The organism is Salmonella sp. 5800, assembly GCF_046558195.1.
GTDB classification, from domain to species: Bacteria; Pseudomonadota; Gammaproteobacteria; order Enterobacterales; family Enterobacteriaceae; genus Salmonella; species Salmonella enterica.
In genome coordinates this window covers 106025-129201 of the sequence record NZ_JBGDOX010000010.1, presented here as the reverse complement: position 1 = coordinate 129201, position 23177 = coordinate 106025, and the positions used below count along the sequence as shown (strand labels likewise).

Below are 23177 nucleotides of genomic sequence, written 5' to 3'. Positions count from 1 at the left end.
AGCGAAACCGATGAAAAAAGTCGTCACGGTTTGCCCGTATTGCGCATCAGGTTGCAAAATCAATCTGGTGGTCGATAACGGCAAAATCGTCCGGGCTGAGGCGGCGCAGGGGAAAACCAACCAGGGTACCCTGTGTCTGAAGGGCTACTACGGCTGGGATTTTATTAATGATACCCAGATCCTGACCCCGCGCCTGAAAACCCCAATGATCCGTCGCCAGCGTGGCGGCAAACTGGAATCTGTTTCCTGGGATGAAGCGCTCAATTACGTCGCTGAACGTTTGAGCGCCATCAAAGCGAAGTACGGTCCGGATGCAATCCAGACAACCGGCTCCTCTCGCGGTACCGGAAATGAAACCAACTATGTAATGCAAAAATTCGCACGCGCCGTTATTGGTACCAATAACGTTGACTGCTGCGCTCGCGTCTGACACGGCCCATCGGTTGCAGGTCTGCACCAATCGGTCGGTAACGGCGCAATGAGTAATGCGATCAACGAAATTGATAACACTGATTTAGTGTTCGTCTTCGGGTATAACCCGGCGGATTCCCACCCTATCGTGGCGAATCATGTGATTAACGCTAAACGCAACGGGGCGAAAATTATCGTCTGCGATCCGCGCAAAATTGAAACCGCGCGCATCGCTGACATGCATATCGCGTTGAAAAACGGCTCGAATATCGCGCTGCTCAACGCCATGGGGCATGTCATTATTGAAGAAAACCTGTACGACAAAGCGTTTGTCGCCAGCCGTACCGAAGGTTTTGAAGAGTACAGTAAGATTGTCGAAGGCTATACGCCGGAGTCCGTCGAAGAGATCACTGGCGTGAGCGCACAGGAAATTCGTCAGGCGGCGCGGATGTATGCCAGCGCGAAAAGCGCAGCGATCTTGTGGGGTATGGGCGTCACTCAGTTCTATCAGGGTGTGGAAACCGTGCGTTCACTGACCAGCCTCGCGATGCTGACCGGCAACCTCGGCAAGCCAAGCGCGGGCGTTAACCCGGTTCGCGGCCAGAACAACGTTCAGGGCGCGTGCGATATGGGCGCGCTCCCGGATACTTATCCGGGCTACCAGTACGTTAAGTTCCCGGAAAACCGCGAGAAGTTCGCTAAAGCCTGGGGCGTAGAAAGTCTGCCTGCGCATACCGGCTATCGCATCAGCGAGCTGCCGCACCGTGCGGCGCATGGCGAAGTGCGCGCGGCGTACATTATGGGTGAAGATCCGCTGCAAACCGATGCGGAACTCTCTGCAGTACGTAAAGCGTTTGAGGATCTGGAACTGGTCATCGTGCAGGATATCTTCATGACCAAAACCGCGTCGGCGGCGGATGTGATTTTACCCTCCACCTCGTGGGGCGAGCATGAAGGCGTCTTCTCTGCGGCTGACCGTGGCTTCCAGCGCTTCTTTAAAGCCGTTGAACCGAAGTGGGATCTGAAAACCGACTGGCAGATTATCAGTGAAATCGCCACCCGGATGGGCTATCCGATGCACTACAACAATACCCAGGAAATCTGGGATGAGTTGCGTCATCTGTGCCCGGATTTCTACGGCGCCACTTACGAGAAGATGGGCGAACTGGGCTATATCCAGTGGCCATGCCGCGACACGTCGGATGCCGATCAGGGAACCTCGTACCTCTTTAAAGAGAAGTTCGATACCCCCAACGGTCTGGCGCAGTTCTTCACCTGCGACTGGGTAGCGCCTATCGATAAACTCACCGAAGAGTACCCGATGGTACTGTCGACGGTGCGCGAAGTCGGCCACTACTCCTGCCGCTCAATGACCGGTAACTGTGCGGCGCTGGCCGCGCTGGCCGATGAACCGGGCTATGCGCAAATCAATACCACCGACGCCGCGCGTCTGGGCATTGAAGATGAAGCGCTGGTGTGGGTTCATTCGCGCAAAGGTAAAATCATCACCCGCGCGCAGGTCAGCGATCGCCCGAACAAAGGGGCGATTTACATGACCTACCAGTGGTGGATTGGCGCCTGTAACGAGCTGGTGACTGAAAACCTCAGCCCGATTACCAAAACGCCGGAGTACAAATACTGCGCCGTACGCGTTGAGCCGATCGCCGATCAGCGAGCCGCCGAGCAGTATGTGATTGATGAGTACAACAAGCTGAAAACCCGCCTGCGCGAAAGCGCAATGGGTTGATCTGCCGGATGGCGGCATCAGAATGCTTTATTCGGCCTGCGTCTACTGTAGGCCTGATAAGATGCATTAGCATCGCCATCAGGCATTTTCCCTATAACAGCCTCCGCCCGGAGGCTGTTTTTTTATCCATACGATCTCTTTATACTGTCTTTTCCGTACCCTAAATAAAATTCAAAATGAAACTACTTCTTGCATTGATGTTGTTTATGACATTCTTTGCCCATGCCGCAGATCCTGAGCCGGGTAGCCAGTATTTGCAGGCAGCAGAGGCAGGTGACAGACGCGCGCAATATTTTCTGGCCGACAGTTGGTTGAGCTATGGCGATTTGAACAAAGCTGAATACTGGGCGCAAAAAGCCGCCGACAGTGGCGACGCCGACGCCTGCGCGCTACTGGCGCAAATCAAAATCACTAATCCGGTAAGCCTGGATTATCCCGACGCGAAAAAGCTGGCTGAAAAGGCGGCTAACGCGGGCAGTAAAGCGGGAGAAATTACGCTGGCGCGGATCCTGGTCAACACCCAGGCCGGGCGCCCGGACTACCCAAAAGCCATCTCGCTGCTGCAAAAGGCCTCTGAAGATCTGGATAACGACTCCGCGGTGGATGCGCAAATGTTGCTTGGCCTGATTTACGCCAACGGCGTGGGCATTGCCGCCGATGATGAAAAAGCCGCCTGGTATTTCAAACGCAGTTCCGCCATTTCCCGTACCGGCTATTCAGAATACTGGGCGGGAATGATGTTTTTAAACGGAGAACCGGGCTTTATTGAAAAGAACAAGCAGAAGGCGTTGCACTGGTTGAATCTAAGCTGTCTGGAAGGGTTTGATACCGGTTGCGAAGAGTTCGAAACGCTAACAAATGGCTGATGTTTATTGCCGGATGAACGTAGTCGTTGTAGGCCTGATAAGCGTAGCGCCATCAGGCAACCCGGAGCAGGTTGTCGGATGGCAGCGTGAACGCCTTATCCGGCCTACATTTTCTTTCGCTGTAGGCCGGATAAGCAAAGCGCCATTCGGCAATCCGTTATTGGGCGGTTTTATCAAATTTGCCCAGCACATCGCGCTCATAGGCCAGCGCTTTTTTGCGGTCAAACTTGTGTTCCCACTTGGCGATCACCAGCACCGCCAGCGCATTCCCCACCACATTTAGCGCAGTACGCGCCATGTCGAGGATACGGTCGACACCGGCGATAAACGCCAGCCCTTCCAGCGGAATGCCCACGCTGCCCAGCGTCGCCAGTAACACCACGAAGGAAACGCCTGGCACGCCGGCAATCCCTTTCGACGTCACCATCAGCGTCAGCACCAGTACAATTTCCTGCCACAACGACAGGTCGATACCGTATAGCTGCGCGATAAAAATGGCGGCGATGCTCTGGTATAACGTGGAGCCGTCGAGGTTAAATGAGTAACCGGTCGGTACCACGAAACTGGTGATAGAGGCTGGCGCGCCGTAAGCTTCCATCTTCTCGATAATGCGCGGCAGTACGCTCTCGGAGCTGGCGGTCGAATACGCCAGAATCAATTCATCTTTCAGAATGCGAATCAGAATCCAGATACTTAACCCGCACAGGCGCGCCACGATGCCCAGCACCACCAGCGCAAAGAAGATAATGGCAAAGTGTACCAGCAGCACCAGTTTCGCCAGCGGCCACAGCGACGCGAAACCAAAATTCGCCACCGTGACGGCGATCAGCGCAAAAACGCCCACTGGCGCATAGCGCATCACCATATGGGTGACTTTAAACATGGTTTCAGAGATGGAACGAAATACCGTCACCAGCGGTTCGCGGTGCGTTGCCGGCAGGGACGACAACCCCAGCCCAAACAGGACCGAGAAAAAGATAATTGGCAGCATATCCCCTTTGGCCATCGATGCGATAATATTGGTCGGCACCAGCGACAGTATCGTCCCCATCAGCCCATGCGCATGACTTTGTACTTCCGCCGTGGTGTTCTGGTATTTCGAAATATCGACGGTCGCCAGTTGCGACATATCAATGCCTGAGCCTGGCTGAAAGACATTCGCCAGCGTAATGCCGAGGATAATCGCCACCGTGGTGATCAGTTCAAAATAGAGAATGGTTTTGGCGCCGATACGGCCTAGCTGTTTCGCATCGCCAACGCCGGCGATGCCGACAATCAGAGTCGAGATCACGATCGGCACGACGATCATTTTAATCAGGTGGATAAAGATATCGCCAGCAGGCGACAGCAGGTTGGCAATCAGCCATTCACGACTGTCACTGTGATAATGCAGATAGCTGCCCAACAGAATGCCCAGCACCATAGCCAGCAAAATTTGCCAGGCCAGGCTGACTTTCAAATTTTTCATAACAACAGACTTCCTCGATGAAGCGTTGCTCTCCGCCGAAAGCATGAGAGCAATACATACTGAAAGGGTATGATTTGTGTTGCGTTGGTTTGTAGAGTTTTTTAACGCGCATAATCAGTATCATTTGCATAGCGTCTTGCGCAACCCTTTCATAACAGGGCTTTTGGCTGTTTTTATGCATAATAACGCGAGTTTATGGCGTTAATGATGAATAACTATTTGTTATGGAAAGTTTTTTACTTCGTCAAAAACGAATAATACACTGAGGTAATTAATTTTTACTTGTGTCTCATTCGCCGTTTTTTTAAACAGCACACATGACAAAAGTCACAAAAAAGAAAAAATTATTTCTGCCGATTTTGTAACAATTTAGCCAAATTAATGGCCTCTACCAGCTGCGCGCGATTCACTCGCGGCGAGTTAGCATCCAGTAAGGTTTGCCACAGCGACACGGCTTGCGCATAATCCGCCTGCATAAACGCATCCGCCGCCAGCAGCATCTGCGCGGTCACTTCTGTCGCATCCAGCGCTAACGCTTTATTAATCATTTCACGCGTCGCAGGCGTCATATGTTGCCCGGCCTGGTAATACAGCACCGTTGCCAGCGCGGCGAAAAGCTGCGCGTTATCGCCTCGCAGACGCAACGCCTGACGATATGCCAGCAGCGCATTGTCATACGCATTGCGATAGAGATAATACTCGCCCAGCCGCGCCCATTGCTCGCTATCCTGCGGATTGGCGCGGATTTTTTCTTGCAGCCTGGAAAGCTGCGCCTCTGGCGTTTGCGGGTTCGTAAAGTCACGTAGCGGATCGGCCAGACGCTGTTGCTCGCTACGCACAGCCTGCCATTTCGGCGTCATCAGATAGCCGCCGACACAGGCAGCCACCATCAACACCGCCGCAGCCGCCAGACGCTTTACGGGCATGGGACGTAACGGCGCAGTGGAGTGTTCAGACTGGCTCATTGTTCCCCCTTTTCTGCGTGCTGACGCTTTCTCACCCGCCAGGCCACCACACCCACCAGCAATAACAGCAGGTACGGCAGCGCCCACAACAGCAGCGTTTGCTCATTCAACGGCGGGTTGTAGCGTACGAAATCACCATAACGGTCGGTCATCCAGGCGGTGATTTCCGCTTCGCTTTTACCTTCGGCCACCATGCTGTAAACCTGATGGCGCATACTGACCGCCACGGGCGCATTGGATTCCAGCAAATTCTGGTTCTGACACTGCGGACAGCGCAGTTGACTGGCAATAGATAGCGCTTTTTCCTGCTGTTGTGGATTGTCAAAGCGCCAGGTATCCACCACCTGGGCGTGGGTGGCGAAGGTGATTAAAAACAGGACGATCGTTAAGAGTAAAAACTTTCTGCCGGATGGCGCTACGCTTATCCGGCCTACGGTTTGCGCATCCTGTAGGCCGGATAAGGCGTTTACGCCGCCATCCGGCAACGCTGTGAGTAATTTACGCATCACGCTTCCTCCCCCGCCATCCGCTCAGCAGCGCGCCACACACCATCAACAATCCCCCACCCCAGATCCAGCGCACGCCGGTCTGCACGTATAAGCGCATGGCGTAACGATCCGGGCCGGTTTTTTCGCCCATCACCGCGTACCAGTCATGTAGCAGATTCCAGTGAATCCCCGGCTCCATCATCTGTTGACGACGCGCGGCATAGAAGCGCCTTTCAGGCTGCAGGCTGCCAATGCGTTTTTCATTCCGCCACAACGTGATCCGCGCTTTTTCACTGGTGTAGTTGCCTTTGGCCTCCAGATCCAGACGCTCGAAACGAAAGGTATAGCCCGCCAGTACCACCTGCTGACCGGGGCTGAGGTTAAGACTGATTTCATGTCGACTACCGCTGGAAACCATGATCCCGGCGGCGAAGATAAATACGCCCGTATGCGCCAGCAATGCCGGAAGCTGACGATGCACAGAGACTTTGCGGCTTCTGATTGTCGCCAGCACGATAACCACCAGCATCAGCAGGCCAAACGGCAGCGTGACGCGATTAAAATAGGGCGCGCCCACCGAAAGCCTTCCCCAGCCCATCAAACCATAAATCATGGGGTAGAGCGTCCCGACCAGCACGATCAACAAGACGGCGCTAAAGAGCTGCAGCGTCGTCAGAATGAGCGTTTCGCACTTTCCGCCGCCCAAACGCGCCGCCGGATACGGCTCCCGCGCCCGCCAGCCGTACAGAGCAAGCGATGCCAGACTTAACGCGGCAAAAAGGGTAAACAGCGGCACCGCGCGCACGTTATCCAGCGCAAAAGCATGGACGGAAAGCAGAATGCCGGAACGCACAATCAGCGTTCCCAGCAACGAGAGGATCAGCGTCAGTATCGCCAGCAGCAACGACCAGTGACGGAAGCTCCCGCGCTGGCGGCTGACATACAGACTGTGCAGCAACGCGCTGGCGGCAAGCCACGGCAACAATGAGGCATTTTCCACCGGGTCCCAGAACCACCAGCCGCCCCAGCCCAGTTCGCAATACGCCCACCACGATCCGAGAATGATCCCCAGCGTCAGAGCGCACCAGCCGGGTAACGCCCAGCGCCAGCACACCCAGGCGGTTGCGGCGTTAAAGCCGCCGCACAGTAGCGAAGCCAGCGCTACGCTCGCCGCGGTCATCAGGCCGCCATAACCCAGATAGAGCAGCGGCGGATGTAAGATCAGCCCCAGATGTTGCAGCATGGGATTAAGGTCGCGCCCTTCCATGGCGGGAGGGAAAATACGCAGGAACGGATCGGACCACAGCACAATAAATAGCAGCAGCGAGGCCATAATGAGGGACAAGATGCTCAGGGTCAGCGGAACAAGCGCGTCAGATTCATGCCGGGAGCGCCAGGCGAATAGCGCCGTCCACCCCGAAAGAAGCAGCGCCCACAGCAGGAGCGAGCCTTCATGACCGCCCCATACCGCCGCCAGTTTCAGTCCCCATGACAACTGGCTATGGCTATGCTGCGCAACATAAACGACCGAAAAATCGCTGGTCAGAAAACAGCTAACCAGAATCGCAAACGCCAGTAGCAGCAGCGTGAACGCCGTCCACGCGCCGCAGGTCGTCAGGCGCATGACGCCGCGCCAATGCTGCGCCATCCCGCACCACGTCGCCAGCGGGGTCAACACGTTGACCCCGAGACTCAACAACAGCGCCAGAAATCCGGCTTCAGGAAGGAAGATGTCCAGATTATGCAACCGTTAGCTGTCCCGCATAAAGAATGAAAAAGCGCAGCAGCAGCACGCCGGTCAAACTGGCGCCGCAAACGGCCAGCACGCCGTGAAACGTGACGCTACGATTTGCCCAGGGTTTCAGCAGCATCGGGATAATCAATCCCAGCCCTACGACGCCAAGCCAGAACCACCAGCTCCAGAATCCGCCGCCCAGCGCCGCCGCCAGCGCGCGCATTTTGCCGTCATCGCCCAGCGCCAGACCGACGAAGAACGCCGCCAGCAGGAAAATTTCCAGCCATACCACCGGAACCTCCATGCGATGCACAAAGCGCGCTTCAGTGCTGTGCGGGTTGCTACGATGGCGTAACGCCATGGCGATCAGCGCCACCGCCGCGCCGGAGGAAATCCCGGAGAACAGAAACAGCGCCGGCAGGATCGGGTTATTCAGGAACGGATAGGATTTCAGCGCCGACAGCAGAAAGCCGGTGTACGCCCCGAGCAGAACCGCCAGTACCAGCATTAACGTCTCCAGCGCGCGATGAAACGGCGCGATCAGCGTCAGCACTTTCTGCACGATCCCTGACCGCGGCAGCCAACGCTGCTGCAGGGCAATCACCTCTTTTTCAAAGATTTTCGCCAGCCACAGCACTAACACCACCATGTACAGCTGGAACAGCATCACCCCCATCGACATCACCGAGGTAAAGCTGTAGTGGAACATCAGCTTCCAGAAGGTCCACGGGCGCGTCAGGTGGAAGACCAGAATCAGCAGACCAAGAATAATCGCCCCCGGCCCTAACACCAGCGTGGTGCGCAGCAGCGTGCTGTCCGAACCGCCCGCCTCAGGATGGAAGCGGCGCAGCAGAATCGCCAACGTAACCAGTCCGGCGGAGATGCCAATCAGAAACAGATAGATGGCGATGGGCCAGTCCCACACCAGTGATGCAAAATGAAATGCAGAAGCGGATGTCATTGGCTCACCTCCCCATAGTTAAAGGGAACGCGGTAGACCTTCGGTTTTGTGCCCAGCGCCAGCTTGTAACGATAGGTGGTTTTTTGCCGCAACAAACGGGAGATATCGCTGTTGGGATCGTCCAGATTACCAAACGTCAGCGCCTTCGTTGGACATGACTCAACGCAGGCGGGCTGTTTGCCCGCTTTCAGGTTGGTTTTCCGGCAGAAATCGCACTTATCCGCCGTCTTACTGACCGGATGGATAAAGCGCACGCGGTAGGGACACGCGGCAATGCAGTACTGACAGCCGACGCAAAGGTCCGGGTTCACGTCGACAATACCACTGGCGGCATCGCGGAATGATGCCCCCGTCGGGCAGACGTCAACGCAGGGGGCATGGTCGCAATGCTGGCACGAGTGGCGGAAGAAGCGATATTTCACATCAGGAAACGTCCCCTGCGGCTCGCTGCGAATAATCGTCAGGCGCGATACGCCTTCCGGCACGTTGTTGACTTCCCGACAGGCATCCATGCAGGCCGTGCAGCCGATGCATAATGACTCATCGTGTACCATGCCATAACGCACGCCATTAATATTCAACGTGTTCGCTACAACGCGTCCTGCCATCCCACTGACCGCCGCCAGCGCGCCGACGCGGGTAATAAATTGACGTCGGGTGCAACTCATGGCTGCTCCTTAAGCAACGGAACGGACGCCGGATTAAAGTGCGGGTTAGTACGCTGATCGCTGTGGCAATCCACGCATATTTTGATCCGCCCTTTCTCGCTTAGCGTCTGCATCGTGTCTTGCTGCGGATGCAGGGAATGGCAACTGGCGCAGGTCACTTTAGTAACATGAACATCGTGCGGCCAGAACGCTTTTTGCAGTTGTTCAGGCAAGTGGCAGGACATACAGACGCTGTTCTGCTGCTCTACCGTATACATCGGGTCGTTAAAACGCATCACATCTTTCACCCCTTCACGGTGGTGAAGCGACGGTTGACCGTGGCAGTTGGTACAGGTTATCGGCAATTTATTGTTCGGGTTGATAGCGCCCGTATGTTTACCGTGCATACCTTCGGTGTCCGGCTTGTGACAGTCCAGACAGGCAGCATCCGGATTACGCTGCTGGGTGACCGTCCAGCGTTGATCCGACTCCTGCGGCGTTGGCGTGGCAGTAATTCCACTCAGGCTCCAGAACAGGCCTGACGCCAGCACCCCAGCAGTTAATAACGAACGTAATACGCTCATATTCACTCCATTACATAATGCCTGATGGCGCGCAGCTTTAAGGCCTACAAGACTTCTGTAGGCCGGATAAAGCGCTTGCGCTGTCATCCGGCAAATTTGTCACATGTGAGGTTATTGGCTTAACAGACCGTTTTTACGCGCCTGATCTTCCCACTGCGGTACGACCGTTTTCAGGAAGTCCTGCTTCTCCGCGTTGATTTGTTGCATATTCAAACCAATCGCTTTCTGCGCCTTCTCTTTCGTCGAAATATCCGGCAGCGGAATTTCATGGGTAATGCCTTTGGTCGCCAGCAGTCGCGCCAGTTTAGTGCGGGCATCCGCGGCTTTATCCATCGCACTGCCTAACATCCGTAGACCTTCTTCCGGGGCATGCATATGAATACCGTGTGACGCAATCGCCAGATCCCAACGCCACTGCGCGTGGCGAATATCGTTCAGAATCGGTTTCATTTCCGCGTCTGTCGCCCCCGCATCCCATGCGGCTTTCGCTTCGAAGTGCGCATGTACCAGCTGATCTTCAACCTTGATTTTCAGGTCATGAATCGCCTGTTTACGCTCGGCGACCACTTTTTGCAGGGACGCTTTGTCCTGGGTGTGGCAGTTGGCGCAGGTTTGCGCGAAATTGTCGAACGGGTTGCCGATTTTATGGTCGGTGTAGAGCTTGCCTTCGGCGTTCTGTACTTTCGGCATGTGACAGTCGATACAGGTCACGTTGTTCTTACCGTGAATGCCCGCGCTCCAGGTTTCATATTCCGGGTGCTGCGCTTTCAGCATCGGGGTTTTCGACAGAGAGTTAGTCCAGTCGGAGAAGGCGATGGCGTCGTAGTATTGCTCCATGTTCTCGACTTTCATGCCCTCATCCCACGGGAACTTAACGGCTTTGTTTTTACCGTCAAAGTAGTACTCCACGTGGCACTGGCCGCAGACCATCGATTGCTGATCAAATCGTCCCGCTTTATCAAACGGTTTGCCGATAGCCTCCATCGCCCGTTCGGCATAGGGGCGCGACAACGTTAACGCTGGCTTCCCCTGGGCGAAATCGTCCGACGCGGTGTTATGACAGTCGGCACAGCCCAAATCGTTGACAATTTCCGGGCCGCCTCGCGCCCATTTGCCATGGAAGTAGCCGTCTTCGCCTTCTTGTTGGATAAGGCGCGCGACATCGGGGCTTTTACAACTCCAGCAGGCCATCGGCAGCGGGCCGTCTTCCGCCGTTTTTGGCGCGCCGGTACGCAGTGTTTCGCGCACGTCAGTTACCGCATACGCGTGGCCGCGTGGTTTGTTGTAATCACGGGAGAAGGGATAGCCCGCCCACAGGATCACCAGACGAGGGTCTTCCACCAGCGCATCTTCACGGGCAGACTGTTCTGACGTCGCTTTCCATGACTGATATTGGTCGGGGTGTTGAGGCGCGAACGTTTCATTTTTCGCTTCAACAGTAACGGTTTTTGCGGATTCAGGCGTTTGCTCAGCGTAAACAGAGGTAATGAAGAAAAAAGGAAATATAAGGCTGAAGAAACGGCGTGCGCGTAGTGTTTTCCTTGCCATAGAGGTCTCATCCAGATTGCGCCATTATCTTTAATGGCGATTTTTTATCGTTTTCCATAACAGCAACCGCACAAATACTGTTATTACATTGATCTCCTCTATGTGTAACAAATAACCACACTCAAAATGTTGTCTTTAATCAATTGTAAGTGTATGTAAAATACCACTTTAGAGTTAGTAACCTGGACAAAACTCCCTCTCTTTTCTGATTTCCGGACACGGATCACTTTTTTAAAAAATTTCATATAACGTCATGTTATCCCGAAAATTTATCTAATTTTGCGGGACACAATCAAAAAATAGATTGCTGCTTATTTGCACAGTTCCCTTTTTGCGTGATCTGTCGCCCAAATACTAAACAAAACTTATTAAGACCCTACATTTAACGTTTATGCGACATATTATTAACATCCTACAAGGAGAACAACAGCATGAGCCAAACACATAAACACGCCATTCCCGCCAACATTGCGGATCGTTGCCTGATAAATCCAGAGCAGTATGAGACTAAATATAAACAGTCTATTAACGACCCCGATACGTTTTGGGGCGAACAGGGAAAAATTCTCGATTGGATCACGCCGTACCAAAAAGTGAAAAACACCTCCTTTGCGCCAGGCAATGTGTCGATTAAATGGTACGAGGACGGCACGCTGAATCTGGCGGCGAACTGTCTTGACCGCCATTTGCAGGAAAATGGCGATCGCACCGCCATTATCTGGGAAGGCGATGACGCGTCGCAGAGTAAACATATCTCTTATCGCGAACTGCATCGCGATGTCTGCCGTTTCGCGAATACACTGCTGGATCTGGGCATTAAAAAAGGCGATGTGGTAGCGATTTATATGCCGATGGTGCCGGAAGCGGCGGTGGCAATGTTGGCCTGCGCCCGCATCGGCGCGGTGCATTCGGTGATCTTCGGGGGCTTCTCGCCGGAAGCCGTCGCCGGACGCATTATCGACTCCAGCTCGCGGCTGGTGATCACCGCTGACGAAGGTGTACGTGCCGGACGCAGTATCCCGCTGAAAAAGAATGTCGATGACGCGCTGAAAAACCCGAATGTCACTAGCGTTGAGCATGTGATCGTCCTGAAGCGCACCGGCAACGACATTGACTGGCAAGAAGGCCGCGACCTGTGGTGGCGCGATTTGATTGAAAAAGCCAGCCCTGAGCACCAGCCTGAAGCGATGAATGCCGAAGATCCGCTGTTTATCCTTTATACCTCCGGCTCCACCGGCAAGCCGAAAGGCGTGCTGCACACCACCGGCGGCTATCTGGTCTACGCCGCGACCACCTTTAAGTATGTCTTTGATTATCACCCTGGCGATATTTACTGGTGTACCGCCGATGTGGGTTGGGTGACGGGGCACAGCTATCTGTTGTATGGCCCGCTGGCCTGCGGCGCGACCACCTTAATGTTTGAAGGAGTGCCGAATTGGCCAACGCCCGCTCGCATGTGCCAGGTGGTCGACAAACACCAGGTCAACATTCTCTATACCGCCCCGACGGCCATCCGCGCGCTGATGGCGGAAGGCGATAAAGCCATTGAAGGCACCGACCGTTCTTCACTGCGCATTCTGGGTTCCGTCGGCGAGCCGATCAATCCCGAAGCGTGGGAATGGTACTGGAAGAAGATCGGCAAGGAAAAATGTCCGGTCGTCGACACCTGGTGGCAGACTGAAACAGGCGGTTTTATGATCACTCCGCTACCGGGCGCTATCGAACTGAAAGCCGGTTCCGCCACCCGTCCTTTCTTTGGCGTACAGCCTGCGCTGGTGGATAACGAAGGCCATCCGCAAGAAGGCGCGACGGAAGGCAATCTGGTCATCACCGATTCCTGGCCGGGCCAGGCGCGCACTCTGTTCGGCGATCATGAACGTTTTGAGCAGACCTATTTCTCTACCTTTAAGAATATGTATTTCAGCGGCGACGGCGCGCGTCGCGATGAAGACGGCTATTACTGGATCACCGGTCGCGTGGATGACGTGTTAAACGTCTCCGGCCACCGTCTGGGTACGGCGGAAATCGAATCGGCGCTGGTGGCGCATCCGAAGATCGCCGAAGCGGCGGTGGTGGGTATTCCACACGCTATCAAAGGCCAGGCGATTTACGCTTATGTGACGCTCAACCACGGCGAGGAGCCGTCGCCAGAACTGTACGCGGAGGTGCGCAACTGGGTACGTAAAGAGATTGGCCCACTGGCGACACCGGACGTGCTGCACTGGACCGACTCACTGCCAAAAACCCGTTCCGGCAAAATTATGCGCCGCATTTTGCGCAAAATCGCGGCGGGCGATACCAGCAATCTGGGCGATACCTCGACTCTCGCCGATCCTGGCGTGGTGGAGAAACTGCTCGAAGAGAAGCAGGCCATCGCGATGCCGTCATAACCATAAATGCCGGATGGCAACGCGAACGCGTTTTATCCGGCCTACGACCCTACCCCTGCCCTCTCTCAAACCGGGAGAGGGAAATATAAAAAACCCTCCCCCAAAGGATTTCGTGTTACAGGAAGGCGGCAAGCGAGCACACCCTCAGCAGCATAGTTCAAGTTCACTATGTGGCTGGGGCGCGCGAGTGCGGCCAACGCGCCTGTAGCGCGAAAGACGCAGGGGGACCTCTGGAGAGCTCTGTGATGAATGACCAAATTTATCAGCGGATAGAAGACAGTGCGCGTTTCAGGGAATTAGTTGAAAAACGGCAACGGTTTGCCACGATTCTGTCGGTTATCATGCTGGCGGTTTATATCAGCTTTATTTTACTGATCGCCTTCGCGCCTGGCTGGCTGGGCACGCCTCTACATGCGGGAACCAGCGTCACCCGAGGAATTCCCATTGGCGTCGGGGTGATTGTGATTTCTTTTGTGTTGACCGGAATTTATATCTGGCGGGCGAATGGCGAATTCGATCGTCTTAATAACGCCGTACTGCATGAGGTGAAAGCATTATGAAGAGAGTTCTGACGGCGCTTGCCGCCGCACTCCCCTTCGCCGCTCATGCGGCGGATGCCATTAGCGGCGCGGTTGAACGCCAGCCCACCAACTGGCAGGCGATTATCATGTTTTTGATTTTCGTCGTGTTTACGCTCGGTATTACCTACTGGGCCTCTAAACGCGTACGTTCCCGTAGCGACTACTACACCGCAGGCGGCAATATCACCGGGTTCCAGAACGGCCTGGCGATTGCCGGCGACTATATGTCTGCCGCGTCATTTCTCGGCATTTCCGCTCTGGTGTTTACCTCCGGTTATGACGGGCTGATCTATTCGCTGGGCTTCCTTGTCGGCTGGCCAATCATCCTGTTTTTGATTGCCGAGCGCCTGCGTAATCTGGGACGTTATACTTTTGCTGACGTTGCCTCTTATCGCCTGAAACAGGGGCCAATCCGTATTCTTTCGGCCTGTGGCTCCCTGGTAGTGGTGGCGCTTTATCTCATCGCCCAAATGGTCGGCGCCGGTAAACTGATTGAACTGCTGTTCGGCCTCAACTATCACATCGCCGTAGTACTGGTCGGCGTGCTGATGATGATGTACGTGCTGTTCGGCGGGATGCTGGCGACAACGTGGGTGCAAATTATCAAAGCCGTCCTGTTGCTGTTTGGCGCCAGTTTTATGGCCTTTATGGTGATGAAACACGTCGGCTTTAGCTTCAATAATCTGTTTACCGAAGCCATGGCGGTACACCCGAAAGGCACGGCGATTATGAGCCCAGGAGGATTGGTGCAAGATCCGATTTCGGCATTGTCGTTGGGTCTGGGACTGATGTTCGGCACCGCCGGATTGCCGCATATTCTGATGCGTTTCTTTACGGTCAGCGATGCCCGCGAAGCGCGCAAGAGCGTGTTCTACGCCACCGGTTTTATGGGCTATTTCTACATTCTGACCTTTATTATCGGCTTCGGCGCTATCATGCTGGTGGGGGCGAATCCCGCCTATAAAGATGCCGCGGGCGCGCTGATTGGCGGCAATAACATGGCGGCGGTGCATCTGGCCAACGCGGTAGGCGGCAACCTGTTCCTCGGCTTTATTTCGGCAGTGGCGTTTGCCACCATTCTGGCAGTGGTCGCCGGTCTGACGCTGGCGGGCGCATCGGCGGTGTCGCATGACTTGTACGCCAACGTGTTCCGCAAAGGCGCAACCGAACGTGAAGAGCTGAAGGTGTCGAAAATCACCGTCCTGGTGCTGGGCGTGATCGCCATTATCCTCGGCGTCCTGTTTGAAAATCAGAACATCGCCTTTATGGTGGGCCTGGCGTTTGCTATCGCCGCGAGCTGCAACTTCCCCATCATTCTGCTTTCCATGTACTGGTCAAAACTGACCACGCGCGGCGCTATGCTGGGCGGCTGGTTAGGTTTACTGACAGCGGTGGTGCTGATGATTCTTGGCCCTACCATTTGGGTGCAGATCCTCGGTCACGAAAAAGCGATCTTCCCGTATGAGTATCCGGCGCTGTTCTCTATCAGCGTGGCGTTCCTGGGGATCTGGTTTTTCTCGGCCACCGATAACTCGGCAGAAGGCAACCGTGAACGTGAGCAGTTCCGCGCTCAGTTTATCCGCTCCCAAACGGGATTCGGCGTACAACAAGGGCGTGCGCATTAATCTTACCGTTTCCTCCGGCCCTGTGGGTCGGAGGAAAATCAGAACATTATCCTCGCCACCAGCGGGGCAGCCAGTACCATCACCACGCCGGACAGCATCATGACCAGACTGGCGACGACGCCCTCCTGCTGACCAAGTTCATAGGAACGCGCCGTGCCCGCCCCATGTGACGCCGCGCCGAATCCTGCCCCTTTTGCCATGCCTTCCCGGATAGAGAGACGCAAAAATAGCGCGTCGCCGACCGCCATGCCAAACACGCCAGTGACGACCACGAACAGCGCCACCAGATCCGGCTGCCCGCCCAGGGGTTCTGCCGCCGCCAGCGCAAATGGAGTGGTAACGGAACGTACCGCCAGACTACGCTGAATCTCATCCGATAACGTGAACAGACGCGCCAGCCAAACGGAACTGGTGACCGCCACCACCGTCGCCGTCACTACGCCCGCGGTGAGCGACATCCAGTGACGTTTGATAATCGCGAGGTTATCGTACACCGGCACCGCAAAGGCAATGGTCGCCGGGCCGAGCAGCCACAATAGCCAGTGCGATTCGCCAATATAGTTTTGCCAGGAGATATGACCGAACACCAGCATTAACACCAGCAGTGCCGGCGTCAACACTAATGGCATCAACGGCAGTTTGCGAAAACGGCGATACAGACGCTTATTGGCGAAGTAAATCCCCAGCGTAATCACCAGACACAGTACGCTTAACTGAACGTTATTCACGGTTTAGCCTACTCATCTCATAGCGATACACTTTATCCACCACCCACGCCGTCGCGCCGAGTACCATTAAGGTACTGATCGCTATCACCGAGAAAATGCGCCAGCCGTCCACCAGTAACAGATGGGCATAGTTCACTACCGCCACGACGGCGGGAACAAAGAATAACAGCATCTCCGCCAGCAGCCAGCGTGCGCCTGCGCGTACCCAGCTAAGCGGAATAATCCGGCAAACGATCAGCGCCAACATAAGCACCATGCCGACCAGATTCGCGGGCAACGGCAGGTGCAGCCAGGAGACAAGATATTGGGAAAAAATGAATAAACCTGCATAGAGCAGTACCTGAACCGGTACCTGGAGTCGTTGCACAACGGCAGGCGTAACGCGGCTTATCGCCACAGCCATGAGGGAATGTCCTGAAAAATAATACGGAGCGCCAGTATAGAGAACCTCCGTCACGGGCAGAAATGAATTAAAATCATTGCAGGCATAGTCGGAAGGAATAATCATGGATATCAGAACGCTGCGTTATTTTGTCGAGGTGGTGCGCCAGCAAAGTTTCACCCGCGCAGCGGAGAAGTTATTTGTCACCCAGCCCACCATTAGCAAGATGCTGAAAAATCTTGAAGATGAGCTTAACTGTACGCTACTGATCCGCGACGGACGTAAGTTATTGCTGACCGATACCGGACGCGTGGTGTTTGAACGCGGTCTGGCGATCCTCGCTGAGTTTCGCCAGTTAGAGGCCGAGTTGAGCGATATTAACCATCTCAATAAGGGCGTGCTGCGGCTGGGTATTCCCCCGATGGTCGGCATGTTGATGGCCGGGCCAATCAGTTTGTTTCGACAACGCTACCCTGGCGTTGAACTCAAAATTTCGGAGTTTGGCGGCCTGACGGTACAGCAGGCGGTAATGAATGGCGAGCTGGATGTTGCGATGACCGCGCTCCCGGTGGAAGAAGCGAGCGGGCTGACGACATTATCGCTGTTCAGTCATCCGCTGTGCGTGCTGGTTCCCCGTTCAGGTCAGTGGACAACCTGCGACTCCATCGCGCCTGAAGCTCTGGCGGAGCATCCTCTTCTTATCTATAACGAAGACTTTGCCCTGAGCCGCCAGTTGATGACCTTATTTAGCCAGCATGACGTAAAACCACGGATTGCCGTGCGCAGCGGGCAATGGGATTTTCTCGCCGCCATGGTGCAAGCGGGCGTCGGCATCGCCATTTTGCCGGAGCCGATTTGTCAGCGTCTGGATAAGGCCACGCTGCGCTGGCTACCGCTGGAAAGTGATCTCCGCTGGCAGTTAGGCATGATTTGGCGAGAGGGCGTGTATCTGTCGCACAGCGCCCGGGCATGGTTAACCTGTTGCGAAGGGTTTTGGCTGAAACAACCGTAAACCATGGGTTAAAACCCTTGCCGGATGGCGGCGCAAGCACCTTATCCGGCCTACTTGTAGGCCCGGTAAGCATGGCGCCACCGGGCCACAAGGACTACTGATTTTCTATCAGTAGCGCTTCCATCAAATCCAGGTCGTGCAGCAGCTTTTGCAATGTTTCATTGCTGATTTCTCGTGTGGCGCGCAGATGATACAACTCGGCGCGTTCGGAACGCAGCGCGGCAAGACGGAAACGTCGCTCCAGGTTTTCTTCCTGTATGGAGCTTTCGACATCGTTTCGCCCATCGGCACGGCGACGCAAGTTACCAATGACACGCGAGCTTACTTCAGTAAGCAACTGATTATCGATGTTTTCTTCGGTATCCGCCGCCAGACGCTCTTCCATTTTCTGAATGGCGACAATCGCCACTTCCGCCGTCGCCGCGCGGGCGATACGCTCCTCTTTCAACTGTTGCGCATGATCGGCGACTTCCAGATGTTGCAACAGCAGCGGCAGCATGATCACGCCGACAAACAACGAGAACAGAATGACGCCAGCCGCCAGGAATACCAGTTCATAACGCGCCGGAAATCCGCTGCCATCCGGCAAAAGTAACGGTATAGAGAGCACACCAGCCAGGGTGATCGCCCCACGAACGCCAGCGAAGGAAGCAATCAGAATTTCACGCGACGTCCAGCTGGCGAACTCCATCGGTTTCTTCTTCAAAAAGCGCAGGCTGAACTTTTTCATGGTCCACAGCCAGCCGAAGCGAACCAGCATCAATGCCGCATAAATCAGCACGATATCGGTAAAGAGCATCCAGGTTTCGACATTCGGGTCAGCTTCCGCCGCCGCCAGCGAAGATTCCAGAATACCCGGCAATTGCAGTCCCAACAGCAGAAAGACCATACCGTTAAAGACAAATTCCAGCATCGCCCAGGTACTGTTCGCGCGCAAACGCATTGCCAGCGGCGCGCGGCGCATTACGCCAGAACGGGTGATGGTCATCCCGGCGGCAACCGCGGCCAGGATGCCTGAGACACCAATATGTTCGGCAATCAGGTAAGACGCGAAGGGCAGCAGAAACAACAGGACGATCTGCGTCGCGGGTTCATCGCCGCCCCAGCGGCTCAAAAAACGCAGCGAGCGGCCATACAGCCAACTGACCACAAAACCCGCCAGAATACCGCCGATAGCGACCTTAAAAAATTCCAGCGTCGCGCCGCCGACGGTAAAGACCATCGTCCCCATCGCCACCGCGACGGCGAATTTCAGCGATACCAGGCCGGAGGCGTCGTTCATTAACGCCTCTCCCTGCAGAATGCCCATGATTTTTTTCGGGATGCGCCCCTCGCCCACAATTCCGGAGAGCGCTACCGCATCGGTCGGCGACAGCACGGCGGCCAGTGCAAAGGCGGGGATCAGCGGAATGCCGGGCACCAGCCAATAAATCAGGAAGCCGATTCCAACGACCGTTACCAGGACCAGCGCCAGCGCCAGCCCGAAAATCTCTCGTCCATGCTCAAGAAATTCACGGGTCGGCGTCTTCCAGCCATCCGCAAACAGCAGCGGCGGAATAAACAGCACCAGGAAGAGTTCCGGGTCGAATTCCACATGCAAACCAAACGTCGGCCACGCCAACAGCGCGCCAATGGCGATCTGCATAAGGGGTAAAGGAAGCTGGAAGGGTAATACACGCGTAAATACCCCCGACAGCGAGACCACAAGGGTCATGATGAGTATTGTGAAGAAAATTTCCATGCGTTCCCTGTTTGCGATGTTTTTTATGATGGAGAAAGGCATCATGCCTCGGTTTCACCTTCTTCAGATTAACGCAAAAGGTAACGTGATGTGTCCTGAAAATGAAAACGGGCGACCAACGCCGCCCGTTTTTCAGAATGAAGGCAAAACTAGATAGCCCAACCGCCGGCATAAAAAGCGACCAGCGCGACCGCAATGACGACAGTTCCGATATTCAGCTTACGCCATTCGCCGGAAACCAGACGCCCGACGACCAGCGTGGCAAAGCCAATCATAATCCCGGTGACAATGTTACAGGTCAGTACAATAAATACAGCCGTTACCAGCCCCGCCATCGCATCGACGAAATCAGCAAAATCGATTTTCGCCACGTTACTCAGCATCAGTAGACCGACATACATGAGCGCCGGGGCGGTTGCGTAGACGGGAACGAGATAAGAGAGCGGCGAAAGAAACAGGATCAGCAAAAACAGCACGCCCACGGTAATCGCCGTCAGGCCCGTTTTACCGCCCGCCGCCGTACCGGCCGCAGACTCGATATACACCGCGGCGGGCGCTGCCCCGACCAGGCCGGAGAAAACGCTACTCAGGGAGTCGGTGGTTAGCGCTTTGCCGCCATCGATAATTTGTCCGTCTTTGTCCAGCAGATTAGCCTGCCCTGCGACCGCACGGATCGTGCCGGTCGCATCAAACACCGCCGTCATCACCAGCGCCAGTACGCTTGGCAGAACGACAGGGTTTAACGCGCCCATAATATCCAGGCTGCCGATCAGCGAGTTGCCGTTTTCATCGCTCAACGAAGGCATGGCGAAAATGCCGGAAAAATGGACGTTAGGATCGAAGAGCAAACCCACAATAGAAATGCCAATAATGGTCAACAGAATGCCGCCGGGGACTTTCAGCTTTTCCAGACCGAGAATAACAGCCAGCCCCACAAGCGACATAATCACCGGGAAGGTGTCGAAATCGCCCAGCGCGACCGGCAAGCCATCCAGCGGGTTTTTAATGACCAGGCCGACGCCGTTGGCGGCAATCAGCAACAAAAACAGGCCAATACCGATACCGGTTCCGTGGGCCACGCCCTGTGGCAAGTTACGCAAAATCCAGCTACGAATGCCGGTGGCGGAGATAACGGTAAACAGTACGCCCATCAGGAATACGGCGCCAAGCGCGACCGGGACGCTAATATGCTGCCCCAGGACCAGGCTAAACGCGGTAAACGCTGTCAACGAGATAGCGCAACCGATAGCCAGCGGCAGATTCGCCCAAAGCCCCATAACGATAGAGCCGACGCCGGCGACCAGGCAGGTCGCTACAAAGACGGCGGCAGGCGGGAACCCGGCTTTACCCAGCATCCCTGGCACCACGATGACGGAGTAAACCATCGCAAGAAACGTGGTTAAGCCAGCAACGACTTCCTGGCGAACGGTGCTCCCGCGTTGTGAAATTTTAAACCAGGCGTCGAGTGAACCGCCGGTACGCGCTGAAGGCGTAGACATAGAAAACATCCCCTGAGAATTTATTATTCGTCGGTATACGCGGGAGGTAATCCACTAACAGCGCAACGTTATCTCCTTGTGCTACATTTACGACAACCGGGGCGCCGCAAAAAAGCAAACGTTTAGCTCCACGTATACAAAACGGGTGGCAAAAAAAAGCAAACGATTATCCAGCGATCATCAACGCTTTTTCAACTGAACTTTGCCGCTTTTTATGCTTTTCTGCTTAGTATGCTCAATAAATCGCCAGACGATGCGCAAACGTTATCGTCCCTGCGCAATCCAGCAACAATTTTTCGCATCGCTGTTAGCAAATACGTTGCGCAATCTGCTCACAAAAACGCCATTATCCGCCGGGAATGGTAAACGGACCGCCCTGCTGAATCGCTCGCTGCCAGGCTGGACGCATTTCTACCCGCGCTTTCCATGCGTTGATATGGTCGAGATGAGCGATCCCGCCTCGGGCAAGCAGCGCAAATAGCGGGAAGCTCATCTGAATATCCGCCATACTTAACTGCTCTCCGGCAAACCAGGGGTGATTTGCCAGATGCCCGTCAATAAAGCGCGCATGGGTTTCCAGTTGCGGATTGAGGTACGCTTTTTGCGCGCCCTTACCGATAACGCCGCCCAACGTTCGCAGGCCCAATGGTACCGGCGGTTTACCCAGAGAGGTAAAGAGCAGTCTCATCAATAGCAAGGGCATGAGCGAACCTTCAGCGTAATGTAGCCAGAATCGATAGTGTTGTTTCCCCTGCGCATCCGTAGGTTTAAAGCGTCCGATACTGTCGTAAGTGTCCTGCAAATATTCCAGGATGGAGCCCGATTCCGCAATAACCATACCGTGATCTTCGATAACCGGAGACTTGCCCAGCGGATGCACTTTTTTCAATGCCGGCGGCGCCAGCATGGTCTTTTCACGCTGGTAACGCACAATCTGGTAAGGCAACGCCAGCTCTTCCAGCGCCCAGAGGATGCGCTGCGAACGAGACTGATTTAAATGGTGCACCGTCAGCATGGCTGTCTCCTGTAAGGTATGCCAACTAACTATAGAAAATTATGGCAGTTGCCGTAAAAATTTCGGCTAAAAAATCAGCATTTCGCTGGCGAACAGGGCGTCGTCGCTTACACTTACAGTATCAACACAAACCGGAACCTCCACCACGTGCTCGATATGAGGGGTGTTGACGTCGGGGGAAACCCTCCTGTAATCAGCGGGATAGAGCGAAAGACAAAGACCGGAAACAAACTAAAGCGCCCTTAGCGGCGCTTTAGTTTTAGGTGAACTCAGCCCGATGGCCGAGTGCATGTTAATCATCTTCAAGCAGCCGGGCACCCGTCCCGTGTTCGCCAAGCCTGTCGCCTGGATTTCGCAGCGGACAGTCGCTACGCGATAAACAGCCGCAGCCGATACAACCGTCCAGCTCATCGCGCAACGCCACCAGCGTATGAATACGTCGGTCTAACTCTTCGCGCCACTGCGAGGAGAGCTGCTTCCACTCTTTCGCGCTTAACGTATGCCCTTCCGGCAAGATACCAAACGCGTCGCCGATAGTTGCCAGCGGGATGCCGATACGCTGGGCGATCTTGATAATCGCGACATAACGCAACACGTCACGCTTGTATCGCCGTTGGTTACCGCTATTACGGATACTGGTAATTAGCCCTTTGCTTTCATAGAAGTGCAGGGCGGACACAGCAACACCGCTACGTTTCGCAACTTCCCCCGGCGTCAGTAAGGCTTTTAAACGGGGAGATTTTTTTTCCATAAATCGCTTTACCTCAAGTTAACTTGAGGAATT

18 protein-coding genes and 1 pseudogene are annotated in these 23177 nt (G+C 54.9%); 6 read left to right on the top strand and 13 right to left on the bottom strand.

From position 1 onward, the window contains the following. Positions 1-10 precede the first annotated feature (10 nt). Positions 11-2158, top strand: coding sequence for a formate dehydrogenase subunit alpha (fdhF, locus tag ACLJZ5_RS17805; RefSeq protein ID WP_077914032.1), 2148 nt, complete (start codon positions 11-13; stop codon positions 2156-2158). 176 nt (positions 2159-2334) lie between these two features. Then, the gene (gene yjcO / locus ACLJZ5_RS17800; RefSeq protein ID WP_000771454.1) at positions 2335-3024 is read left to right on the top strand and encodes a Sel1 family TPR-like repeat protein YjcO; all 690 of its coding nucleotides are present in this window, start codon (positions 2335-2337) and stop codon (positions 3022-3024) included. Positions 3025-3181: 157 nt separating this feature from the next. Here yjcO and gltP read toward each other — a convergent pair whose 3' ends face one another. The 7 genes and pseudogenes from gltP to nrfA form a co-directional block, all read right to left on the bottom strand. After that, positions 3182-4492, bottom strand: coding sequence for a glutamate/aspartate:proton symporter GltP (gene gltP, locus ACLJZ5_RS17795; protein ID WP_000793278.1), 1311 nt, complete (start codon positions 4490-4492; stop codon positions 3182-3184). 344 nt (positions 4493-4836) lie between these two features. After that, positions 4837-5457: a heme lyase NrfEFG subunit NrfG gene (gene nrfG / locus ACLJZ5_RS17790; RefSeq protein WP_000083236.1), complete on the bottom strand. Its 621-nt coding sequence runs from the start codon at positions 5455-5457 to the stop codon at positions 4837-4839. Next, positions 5454-7692: pseudogene (nrfF, locus tag ACLJZ5_RS17785) on the bottom strand (heme lyase NrfEFG subunit NrfF). Before nrfF ends, nrfG begins: the two are co-directional and overlap by 4 nt. Further along, a complete protein-coding gene (gene nrfD, locus ACLJZ5_RS17780; protein WP_023993539.1) occupies positions 7685-8641 on the bottom strand; it encodes a cytochrome c nitrite reductase subunit NrfD in 957 nt (318 codons plus the stop codon). The pseudogene nrfF and the gene nrfD overlap by 8 nt, the downstream one beginning before the upstream one ends. Further along, the gene (gene nrfC / locus ACLJZ5_RS17775; RefSeq protein ID WP_001278025.1) at positions 8638-9309 is read right to left on the bottom strand and encodes a cytochrome c nitrite reductase Fe-S protein; all 672 of its coding nucleotides are present in this window, start codon (positions 9307-9309) and stop codon (positions 8638-8640) included. Before nrfC ends, nrfD begins: the two co-directional genes overlap by 4 nt. Next, positions 9306-9872 (bottom strand): cytochrome c nitrite reductase pentaheme subunit, encoded by a 567-nt coding sequence (gene nrfB / locus ACLJZ5_RS17770; RefSeq protein ID WP_000115065.1) that lies wholly within the window; start codon positions 9870-9872, stop codon positions 9306-9308. Before nrfB ends, nrfC begins: the two co-directional genes overlap by 4 nt. A gap of 111 nt (positions 9873-9983) precedes the next feature. Further along, on the bottom strand, positions 9984-11420 hold the full coding sequence (nrfA, locus tag ACLJZ5_RS17765) for an ammonia-forming nitrite reductase cytochrome c552 subunit (protein ID WP_024797344.1): 1437 nt from the start codon (positions 11418-11420) through the stop codon (positions 9984-9986). A gap of 431 nt (positions 11421-11851) precedes the next feature. Between nrfA and acs the strand changes: the two genes are divergently transcribed. The 3 genes from acs (at position 11852) to actP (ending at position 16016) form a co-directional block, all read left to right on the top strand. Continuing rightward, positions 11852-13810, top strand: coding sequence for an acetate--CoA ligase (acs, locus tag ACLJZ5_RS17760; protein WP_021001033.1), 1959 nt, complete (start codon positions 11852-11854; stop codon positions 13808-13810). Positions 13811-14055: 245 nt separating this feature from the next. Further along, positions 14056-14370 (top strand): DUF485 domain-containing protein, encoded by a 315-nt coding sequence (locus tag ACLJZ5_RS17755; RefSeq protein ID WP_000999620.1) that lies wholly within the window; start codon positions 14056-14058, stop codon positions 14368-14370. Beyond that, positions 14367-16016 carry a cation/acetate symporter ActP gene (gene actP, locus ACLJZ5_RS17750; RefSeq protein WP_000832536.1) on the top strand — a complete coding sequence of 550 codons (1650 nt, stop codon included), beginning with the start codon at positions 14367-14369 and terminating at the stop codon, positions 16014-16016. The genes ACLJZ5_RS17755 and actP overlap by 4 nt, the downstream gene beginning before the upstream one ends. Positions 16017-16054: 38 nt before the next feature. Here the strand turns inward: actP and ACLJZ5_RS17745 are convergent, their stop codons facing one another. Then, positions 16055-16744: an LrgB family protein gene (locus ACLJZ5_RS17745; RefSeq protein ID WP_024797343.1), complete on the bottom strand. Its 690-nt coding sequence runs from the start codon at positions 16742-16744 to the stop codon at positions 16055-16057. Continuing rightward, positions 16737-17147, bottom strand: coding sequence for a CidA/LrgA family protein (locus tag ACLJZ5_RS17740; RefSeq protein ID WP_000257347.1), 411 nt, complete (start codon positions 17145-17147; stop codon positions 16737-16739). Before ACLJZ5_RS17740 ends, ACLJZ5_RS17745 begins: the two co-directional genes overlap by 8 nt. Before the next feature lie 103 nt (positions 17148-17250). On the opposite strand from ACLJZ5_RS17740, the gene ACLJZ5_RS17735 reads away from it, so the two are divergent. Then, positions 17251-18138 (top strand): LysR family transcriptional regulator, encoded by an 888-nt coding sequence (locus tag ACLJZ5_RS17735; protein ID WP_000354962.1) that lies wholly within the window; start codon positions 17251-17253, stop codon positions 18136-18138. Between the two features lie 94 nt (positions 18139-18232). Here the strand turns inward: ACLJZ5_RS17735 and ACLJZ5_RS17730 are convergent, their stop codons facing one another. The 4 genes from ACLJZ5_RS17730 to soxR all read right to left on the bottom strand — a co-directional run bounded on the left by ACLJZ5_RS17730 (position 18233) and on the right by soxR (position 23144). Then, positions 18233-19879, bottom strand: a complete 1647-nt coding sequence (locus ACLJZ5_RS17730) for a Na+/H+ antiporter (protein WP_000402189.1) — start codon at positions 19877-19879, stop codon at positions 18233-18235. Positions 19880-20028: 149 nt separating this feature from the next. Beyond that, complete coding sequence (gene ghxP / locus ACLJZ5_RS17725) at positions 20029-21378, bottom strand: guanine/hypoxanthine transporter GhxP (protein ID WP_000106907.1); 1350 nt, start codon at positions 21376-21378, stop codon at positions 20029-20031. Positions 21379-21724: 346 nt separating this feature from the next. Continuing rightward, entirely contained in the window at positions 21725-22393 is a 669-nt protein-coding gene (locus ACLJZ5_RS17720) for a glutathione S-transferase family protein (RefSeq protein WP_024797342.1), read from the bottom strand. A 292-nt stretch (positions 22394-22685) separates the two neighbouring features. Then, entirely contained in the window at positions 22686-23144 is a 459-nt protein-coding gene (gene soxR, locus ACLJZ5_RS17715) for a redox-sensitive transcriptional activator SoxR (protein WP_000412686.1), read from the bottom strand. Positions 23145-23177 lie beyond the last annotated feature (33 nt).

What these genes read in the sequence shown, in the direction of transcription:
- ACLJZ5_RS17755 (WP_000999620.1), top strand. Translation starts at nt 14,056, where the DNA reads ATGAATGACCAAATTTATCAGCGGATAGAAGACAGTGCGCGTTTCAGG.
- ACLJZ5_RS17720 (WP_024797342.1), bottom strand. Translation starts at nt 22,393, where the DNA reads ATGCTGACGGTGCACCATTTAAATCAGTCTCGTTCGCAGCGCATCCTC.
- nrfG (WP_000083236.1), bottom strand. Translation starts at nt 5,457, where the DNA reads ATGAGCCAGTCTGAACACTCCACTGCGCCGTTACGTCCCATGCCCGTA.
- acs (WP_021001033.1), top strand. Translation starts at nt 11,852, where the DNA reads ATGAGCCAAACACATAAACACGCCATTCCCGCCAACATTGCGGATCGT.
- ACLJZ5_RS17735 (WP_000354962.1), top strand. Translation starts at nt 17,251, where the DNA reads ATGGATATCAGAACGCTGCGTTATTTTGTCGAGGTGGTGCGCCAGCAA.
- nrfB (WP_000115065.1), bottom strand. Translation starts at nt 9,872, where the DNA reads ATGAGCGTATTACGTTCGTTATTAACTGCTGGGGTGCTGGCGTCAGGC.
- gltP (WP_000793278.1), bottom strand. Translation starts at nt 4,492, where the DNA reads ATGAAAAATTTGAAAGTCAGCCTGGCCTGGCAAATTTTGCTGGCTATG.
- actP (WP_000832536.1), top strand. Translation starts at nt 14,367, where the DNA reads ATGAAGAGAGTTCTGACGGCGCTTGCCGCCGCACTCCCCTTCGCCGCT.
- ghxP (WP_000106907.1), bottom strand. Translation starts at nt 21,378, where the DNA reads ATGTCTACGCCTTCAGCGCGTACCGGCGGTTCACTCGACGCCTGGTTT.
- ACLJZ5_RS17730 (WP_000402189.1), bottom strand. Translation starts at nt 19,879, where the DNA reads ATGGAAATTTTCTTCACAATACTCATCATGACCCTTGTGGTCTCGCTG.
- yjcO (WP_000771454.1), top strand. Translation starts at nt 2,335, where the DNA reads ATGAAACTACTTCTTGCATTGATGTTGTTTATGACATTCTTTGCCCAT.
- soxR (WP_000412686.1), bottom strand. Translation starts at nt 23,144, where the DNA reads ATGGAAAAAAAATCTCCCCGTTTAAAAGCCTTACTGACGCCGGGGGAA.
- nrfA (WP_024797344.1), bottom strand. Translation starts at nt 11,420, where the DNA reads ATGGCAAGGAAAACACTACGCGCACGCCGTTTCTTCAGCCTTATATTT.
- nrfD (WP_023993539.1), bottom strand. Translation starts at nt 8,641, where the DNA reads ATGACATCCGCTTCTGCATTTCATTTTGCATCACTGGTGTGGGACTGG.
- nrfC (WP_001278025.1), bottom strand. Translation starts at nt 9,309, where the DNA reads ATGAGTTGCACCCGACGTCAATTTATTACCCGCGTCGGCGCGCTGGCG.
- ACLJZ5_RS17740 (WP_000257347.1), bottom strand. Translation starts at nt 17,147, where the DNA reads ATGGCTGTGGCGATAAGCCGCGTTACGCCTGCCGTTGTGCAACGACTC.